Here is a 6,482-nt window from a genome sequence, read left to right as displayed (position 1 = left end):
CATTGGTAATTATGGGATTGCTTCCCCCATACTTACTGATAGCACAAATGTAAATAGAAGTAATACAAACTCTTTTATGGAGGTTGATATAAAAGCTTTCAAAAAGAATTTAGAAATTACTAAAAAAATAGCAGGAAAAGCAAAAATATGTGCGGTTTTAAAATCTGATGCCTATGGAGCTGGAATAAGTAAGGTTTTACCAACTATCATAGAGGAGCAAATCCCCTGTGTAGCTATCACAAGCAATGAAGAGGCAAGAGTAGTTCGTGAGAAATATAAGGGTGAGATTCTAAGAATACGCACTGCCACAATGGGAGAGATAAAAGATGGTTTAAAATATAATATTGTAGAAGTTATAGGGAACTTAGACCAAGCTAAAGAGTTAGATTCACTAGCAAAAAATATTGGGCAAAAACTTCCTATTCACATTAAGCTTAATTCAGGAGGTATGGATAGGAATGGGATTGATTTAAGCACAAAGAAAGGCAGAGAAAATGCCTTAAAGCTTGTTGCTTTGCCAAACTTAAAAATAGAAGGACTTATGACACATTTTCCCTATGATGATAAGGATAAGGTGAGAGAAGCTTTAGAAGTTTTCAAGAAAGATACACATTTCTTAATCACCACAGCCAAACTCGACAGAAAAAAGCTTGTTCTCCATGCTGCAGCTTCGTATGCGGCAGTGCAAGTACCAGAATCACGGTTGGATATGATACGACCCGGTAAGCTTATTTATGGTTATGGCGGAGGAGATTCAAGCCTGCCAATACAACAAATCATGAGCATGAAATCCCAAGTGGCGGTTATTAATGAATACCCAAAAAATAGTAAGGTAAGCTATGACGGCACTTATACCTTGACAAGAGATTCAAAGCTTGCCAATATTCCTGTGGGTTATTATGATGGCTATGCCAAATCCTTAAGCAATCAAGGTAAGGTATTAATTAGAGGGCATAAAGTTCCTGTTGTAGGAAGAGTTACAAAAAATACTTTAATGGTAGATGTAACGGATTATCCAGATATAAAAGCAGGTGATGAAGTGGTGCTTTTTGGTAAGCAATGTGGTAATGAAATTACGCAAGCAGAGTTGGAAAAAGGCACAGGCACTATTTTGTCCGAAACATTGGGATATTGGGGAAATGGGAATCCTGTTTTTGTTAAAGATTATAAAGTAAAAGAAGTGTGTAAATAATTGTCAATTTACAGGACTTAGCATGAGATAAGACTTGTGTAATTTATCTATCCTCTAATACTTTCAAGTCTCTCTCGCTTAGTGCCTATTTCTGTGATTTGTACTGCAAAGTTTCCGTCCACAACTACCACTTCACCTTTAGCTATAATTTTATCATTGACTAAAATCTCGAGCGGATCGCTAGCTAATTGATTAAGCTCTACAACGCTGCCTATATCCATAGAAATAACATCTTTTAATAGCATTCGTTTTTGTCCAATTCTTACTTTAACACTTAAGCCAATATCAAGCAGCATGGCAATATTTTTGAGTTCTTTATCGCTTAGGCTTACGTCTTTATTGCCACTAGATGGTGATGATTGGGCGGCTTTTGACTCTTTTTTGGTATGAGATAATAAATCTTTTTTGGTGAGTAAAATAAGTTGAGAATCAACAGAATCTATACGTATATCAAAGTGTGTTGCTTGTTCATAGTCACTTAATTCATTGTCTGATTCTATATTATCAACAGATGTAATGCTAAAGTTAAAATGCGGTAGTTCTTCATGACCTCCCAGTGCAGTAGCAAGTGCGCCTGTAATGGATTGGAAGACTTCTTTTAAGCCATCTTTATCATCATCATCCATCATTTCTTTGCCTGTATTACCTTCTCCACCCATCATTAAATCTGGCAATGCAGTTGCAAGATTCTCGGGCATAATAAAAGCAAGAGAGCTTACACTTGAGTTATCAAGCATAACATCAACTGTTACTTTACCAAATGGTTTGGGCAACAGATCATTAAACACATCACCATCTTGTTTATGAGTAACGACAGCAGTTCTTCCCATCATACCGTCAATGGTTGCTACAATCTCTTGAATAAGGAGTTCTATAAAATCATTCATTGCCAAATCCTTCTTCATCTTGGATGTCGGTTACTTTACTTTTTCTTTGTGCTTCAAGCATTTCTATCATTTCTTTAACTTGATCTTTTTCAGTTTTGATTTCATCTAAAATTTGCACAGTTTTGCGGAATCTTTGCAACCCGATTTTAGCACGGTATTTTTCTCTGCCATCTACGCTAACATGTACTGTGTCATCAGCAACTCTATCTAGCATAATCACATCCCCAACTTTTAGTTCTAAAATATCCTTTAAACTTAAATGTGTACCACCTAGCATAGCTGCAATATGAACATCTGCTCCACCAATCAAAGCTTGCAACTCGCGGTTTCTTGATTTTTTGCCGCTTGTTTCACTCATCATCAAATCGCGGCTTGCCAAACGACTAAGAATTGTTTCAAGTGAAATAACAGGATAACAAATGTTCATCATGCCACTACTATGTCCAATGACAATTTCCATAACCACCATAACAACCACTTCATTTTGCGCAACAATTTGCACGACATTGGGGCTTGATTCCTTGGCATCAATACTTGGAAAAATCTCTGCTACTGCAGCCCAAGATTCCTTAAGATTCTGCATAATTTGACGTAAAATAGTGTCCAAAAGATTTAATTCAATGTTGGAAAATTCGCGTGTATCATCATATTGATCTCCCCTACCGCCTAAAAGTCTATCAATCATGGGGAAAGCTATGCTGGGGTTAATTTCTAAAACACCTGCACCGTCCATAGGCTTCATAGAGAAAACATTGAAACTAGTTGGGGTTGGCAAACTCATAAGGAATTCACCATAGGTCATTTGATCAACACTATGTAGTTGAATTTCAACGATAGATCTCATAATGGCTGAAATTTGGTTTGAAAGGTTTCTTGCCATTTTATCATGAATGGAGCGGAAGCTTCTTAATTGTTCGCGACTTACTCTATTGGGGCGTCTGAAGTCATAAACGACAATCTGTTTTTCAGGAACTATATCTGCCTGTTCAGCATCTTCTACTGCACCGTCTTCATCAACAACATTTAATAAGGAGTCGATTTCCTCTTGACTTAGAATCTTAGCCATTTGCTTCTCCTATTTCTCTGCGGATTTTTTTAATCACTTCTTTTGAGATTTGTGAAATTCTAGATTCTGTGATGTCTAAAATTTCACTAATCTCATTTAAACTTAATTCCTCTAAATAGTAGAGCTGAATAATAAGTTGTTCTCTTTCAGAAAGTTTAGAGAGAACTTTTTGAATAAGCCCCATAAGCTCTTTTTGCTCACAGTATTTCAGCATATCTGTTTCCTCTAACGCACTAAATTGTTCATCTAGTGGAATCACGGTATAAATATCGCTTGCTAGACGTGCTTGTTTAATTTTATCTAAGTCTTCACCTAGTTTTTTTGCGAGGTATTCATTGCTTGGTTCTTCCTCAAATTCGTTAAAATAACGCGAAATTTCTGTTTCAATTGCTTTAATGAGTTTACGTGAGCTACGAGAGAGAACATCAAGTGTACGCAAATAATCAAGCATTGCCCCATTTACTCGAGTTTTTGCATAACCCCAAAAAGAATTATTCTTATTGACGTCATAACGTCTTGCGAGTTTGATAAGCTCTTCTGTGCCAATAGAGACAAGATCATTCATATCAATAGAACTAGGCAACCTTTCTTTTAGTCGGAATGCCATAGCTTTAACGGCAGGCAAATATTGTAGGGCAAGCTCATCTTGAGAATTCTTGAGGTATTGGTCATAGTTACTTTGCCCTTTGAAAGTGTTATTTAATGCCTGTTGCATGAGATTTCCTTTCATTCACTTCTAAACACTTGGAATCTGTCAGTCAATGCTTCGTAAGCTCTTAATGAAGGCGCGAATATTTTGCACTTCCTGCTCTTTCCTATCAAATTCTTTACGATAATGTTCAAGGCTTTCTTCTAATTTTTCTTTATGTACTTTCGCATTGTTAGAATCCATGAAAAGATAATAAATCGAAATAGCTACCGTAATGATAAGATAAATTCCCATTGTAGAGAGGATTGTCCAGAGTACCATAAGCTCTGGTTCGTCAAACTTCGCAACACCAAACATTAAACCAACAAAGAATCCTACAACAATCGCAAAGCTCACATAGTTATCTTGTTTTAACATAACAATCCTTTGTAAAAATTAACCTATCTAAGCCAGATTCAAAATCCTTAAGAGAATCTGTAATTATAAATAACCCAACATACGTTTAAAGAAACTCTTGAAGCCTTTGGATTCTAAAAGCATATTGTGTTCCATATCCATGATGTCATGTGCTAAAAGTGCTGCAATATCACCAATGCTAATGGATACCGGATTGAGAGGTTCTACCTTAGAAATAAGTGCGCGATTTCTCGTTGCTTTATTTACTGCTACATTATTTTCTAAGCCACCAAGATATTGTAATGTGAGGCTGGGAATATGCTTCTTTGTGATATTTTCTATTCGTTCAAAAACAGCTAAAGCTTCTTTTTGATTTTTGCACATATTAATAATCATAAAAATTTGCTTTTTTGTGTGTGCGTTAAGCTTAATCGTAGCATAGGCATCTGTGATAGCAGAAGGATCTGGCATCGTAACAACAATAATATGTTCTGCTGCTTGTAGTGTAGATTGATTGAGTGCTCCAATACCTGCCCCCGTATCAATAAGCAAGAAATCCAATGTATCTAGCACGGTGCTATCATGAATGAAATTTTCTACAAGATTATTGCTTGCATACTTAAGAATTTCCTCTCCACTATCGCCCGGAATCAAATATAAATTGGGTTCAACCTCATAAATAACCTCGTCAATTCCAACCTCACCTTTAAGCACATTTAAAATATTTTTGTCAGTTTTAATACCAAAGATTAAGTCCAAATTTGCTAGTCCTATATCTGCGTCAAATACACCCACTTTAAATCCAAGCTTGTTTAATTTATATGCCAAGTTTGCGCTAATAGTTGATTTTCCTACACCACCTTTGCCTGAAGTAATAGCCACATATTTAGTGTTTGTTTTATTGCGCATCATAGACTCTAATTTCTTTGCTTGATTATCTATCATTAAATTTTCCCGCCTAAATATCCTTAAACTCCACACGATTCAGCAAAGCAAAGTTATCTGACTATGGATTCTAGCAAAAAATAACAAAATTTAGCGACTTTTGCGTTTTGATTCCATAGAAATTAGAATCTATAATATTTTCAAACCCATGTTTTCATGTTCTTTTGAAATTACAAGAGATTATATTCTATTTTGAGCATGAAGAATGGTTGCGAATTTTTGCGTAATTGCATTGATATAATAACTTTCTTGTTCTTTTGTAAGTTTTTGTGTAGGTTTATCAAGTACAATAAATAATTCGGAATCCATATTATCTCCAACCCAAAGATTTTTATCTATTTTGCTGCAAAGCCAAATAATAGGAATTTTGAGATTATTGGCGATATGGCTAATTCCTGTGCTCGGACTAATAAGTAAGAAGCTAGATTCTAAAAGGGCTACGATATTGAGTAAATCAGAATCATTATAAAAAATAGCAACATTCTCTAAGCTTTGTAAATGAGGGGATATATCAATATTGTTCTTATAAGTTGGAATCACAATATTAACTTGCGGATAAGAGGAAGCCAAAGTGCGAATGAGGGTGCAATAACCATTAACAGTAAGATTACAGTGTGTGCTGCGAACGAAGGGATTAACAATGATTAAGGGCGTAGATATATTATCCATATTGTGTGCTGCTAGGAATTGTGCAATTTTTGCTTGGTTAGTTTCTTTGCTAGTAAGTCTGATAGCTGAAAAGTCTATACGGTGAAAGTTTTTCTTATAGTGCTTAGAATCGATTTTACGCACAAGCATGAGGATTCTTTGATATTGCGGAATATTGCTAAAATTGCGTGAAATAAAGACTGTTTCGAATCTGGGTTGGATAAAATTTCTCAAAGTTCTAAAGGTGATAATTCTCTTGGCATTTGTTTGGCTAATCATTTTGCATTTTGCGCGATTTGGTTGCGTTAAAAGAAAACAATCAAATGTCCTTGTATTTATCTCTCTTATTAATTGTTGTTCCTGCATAGAATCTATATTGATAAGGCTATCTATAAAATCAAATTGACCATATAAGTTGATTCCAAATACATTGGTATAAACAACCAACTTGCTTTGTGGATATAAGAATTTTATCGCATAGATTCCGTGCAATGCAATTACATTATCACCAATTAATCCTGCCCTGTAAAATCCAATAGTCATAATTGCCTCATTATGGAATCAAAAAAATAGTGTACCAAAAATTTCTAGCAATATTAAATAATCAAGCTTTTATGTTGATAGATTCACAGATTCTCTTTTACTCTTTTTGAATTCTCTAATCCTATAAATCTTTTAGCTTTCATAATTCTTTTATAT

Annotated in this window: 7 protein-coding genes; 1 reads left to right on the top strand and 6 read right to left on the bottom strand. The window is 35.0% G+C overall.

Annotation, left to right across the window (positions count from 1 at the left end):
• Nucleotides 1-1,192: alanine racemase (gene alr, locus CQA44_RS10830; protein ID WP_115547250.1), on the top strand; the 1,192-nt coding region annotated here is incomplete at its 5' end.
• 47 nt (nucleotides 1,193-1,239) lie between these two features.
• Here the strand turns inward: alr and fliY are convergent.
• The 6 genes from fliY to CQA44_RS10800 form a co-directional block, all read right to left on the bottom strand.
• On the bottom strand, nucleotides 1,240-2,079 hold the full coding sequence (gene fliY / locus CQA44_RS10825) for a flagellar motor switch protein FliY (protein WP_115547249.1): 840 nt from the start codon (nucleotides 2,077-2,079) through the stop codon (nucleotides 1,240-1,242).
• The gene (gene fliM / locus CQA44_RS10820) at nucleotides 2,072-3,145 is read right to left on the bottom strand and encodes a flagellar motor switch protein FliM (RefSeq protein ID WP_115547248.1); all 1,074 of its coding nucleotides are present in this window, start codon (nucleotides 3,143-3,145) and stop codon (nucleotides 2,072-2,074) included. The genes fliY and fliM overlap by 8 nt, the downstream gene beginning before the upstream one ends.
• Nucleotides 3,138-3,875: an RNA polymerase sigma factor FliA gene (locus CQA44_RS10815; protein ID WP_181881885.1), complete on the bottom strand. Its 738-nt coding sequence runs from the start codon at nucleotides 3,873-3,875 to the stop codon at nucleotides 3,138-3,140. The genes fliM and CQA44_RS10815 overlap by 8 nt, the downstream gene beginning before the upstream one ends.
• 24 nt (nucleotides 3,876-3,899) lie before the next feature.
• A complete protein-coding gene (locus CQA44_RS10810) occupies nucleotides 3,900-4,211 on the bottom strand; it encodes a hypothetical protein (RefSeq protein WP_115547246.1) in 312 nt (103 codons plus the stop codon).
• Between the two features lie 63 nt (nucleotides 4,212-4,274).
• Entirely contained in the window at nucleotides 4,275-5,135 is an 861-nt protein-coding gene (locus CQA44_RS10805; RefSeq protein ID WP_115547245.1) for a P-loop NTPase, read from the bottom strand.
• A gap of 180 nt (nucleotides 5,136-5,315) precedes the next feature.
• Nucleotides 5,316-6,326, bottom strand: coding sequence for a glycosyltransferase family 9 protein (locus CQA44_RS10800; protein WP_115547244.1), 1,011 nt, complete (start codon nucleotides 6,324-6,326; stop codon nucleotides 5,316-5,318).
• Between the last annotated feature and the right edge of the window lie 156 nt (nucleotides 6,327-6,482).

Source organism: Helicobacter sp. MIT 14-3879 (genome assembly GCF_003364125.1).
The sequence above is the reverse complement of the archived record's forward strand: the minus strand, read 5'-3'. Positions and strand labels throughout refer to the sequence as shown.